This is a genomic window from Yersinia artesiana (assembly GCF_902726545.1).
GTDB classification, from domain to species: Bacteria; Pseudomonadota; Gammaproteobacteria; order Enterobacterales; family Enterobacteriaceae; genus Yersinia; species Yersinia artesiana.
In genome coordinates, this window is record NZ_CACVAD010000108.1 from 1 (window position 1) to 1,212 (window position 1,212).

The window sequence follows — 1,212 nt, forward strand, 5'->3', positions numbered from 1 at the left end:
TGATCTCTTCCCTTCTTTCAGTACCGTTGTAAAGTAGAGTTTTGGCCCTTCTTTTCCGTCCAAAAAGAGGTCATTCGTTATGAAAAAGACGCGTTATACCGAGGAACAAATTGCTTTTGCACTCAAACAGGCTGAAACCGGCACTCGTGTCGAGGAAGTCTGCAGAAAGATGGGGATTTCTGAGGCGACATTTTACAATTGGAAGAAGAAATTTGGCGGCATGGGCGTCACGGAATTACGCCGTCTTCGCCAGCTTGAGGAAGAGAATCAGCGCCTCAAACGTCTCGTCGCCGATCTGAGTCTGGACAAGGAGATGCTGCAGGATGTCATTCGAAAAAAGTTCTGAGGCCGCCGCAGAAGCGGGAAGCAGTTGAATATCTGCTGGCGGCCTACCGTATCGGTGTACGCAGAGGATGCCGTCTGATAATGCAGAGTCGCACGGTTTATCATTACTGTAGTCATCGTGACGACAGGGCTATTACCCAACGGATACGGGAAATTGCAGAAACGCGTATCCGTTATGGCTGCCAGCGCATTCATATTCTTTTGCGCCGTGAGGGCTGGCTGGTTAACCATAAGAAAACACACCGTATTTACTGCCTTGAGGGGCTCAACCTGCGTTCGAAACGCCCACGCCGGCATGTGACCGCCAGACACCGGAAAGGACGGCCTCAGGTGCTTGTTGCAGATCAGTGCTGGAGCATGGATTTCGTTGCTGATAACCTGTTCAACGGGCGTCGGATCAGGGCGCTAACTATAGTCGATAATTTTAGTCGGGAATGTCTGGCGATCGAAGTCGGTCAGGGGTTACGGGGCGAGAATGTTGTGGCTGTTCTGGAGCGGTTGAAGCTGTCGTGGGGGCGTGTTCCGCAAAGGCTGCAGACAGACAACGGCAGCGAGTTTATCTCTAAATCGATGGACCGTTGGGCCTATGAAAATCAGGTGACGATGGACTTCTCACGGCCCGGAAAGCCTACGGATAATGCCTTTATAGAGTCATTTAATGGCAGCCTGAGGGATGAATGTCTGAACGTACACTGGTTCCTTTCTTTGGAAGATGCTCAAGAGAAAATTGAATGCTGGCGGCAGGAATATAATCACTTTCGCCCACATTCTTCGTTAAATAATCTGACTCCGGCAGAATTTGCCCGAAGTCATCAAAAAGGTCCGGATCTCTAGTTTAGCCTGGTACGGATATTGGGAGGAGGTCAA

1 protein-coding gene is annotated in these 1,212 nt (G+C 50.2%); it reads left to right on the forward strand.

Going from position 1 to position 1,212, the window contains the following annotated elements; all coding sequences use genetic code 11:
• Window positions 1-79: 79 nt before the first annotated feature.
• Window positions 80-1,179 (forward strand): IS3 family transposase gene (locus HU019_RS20130; protein WP_088732386.1). Its coding sequence is split into 2 segments (ribosomal slippage): window positions 80-341 and window positions 341-1,179, totalling 1,101 coding nucleotides; the frame shifts between segments, so codons are not numbered across the junction.
• Window positions 1,180-1,212: the final 33 nt, after the last annotated feature.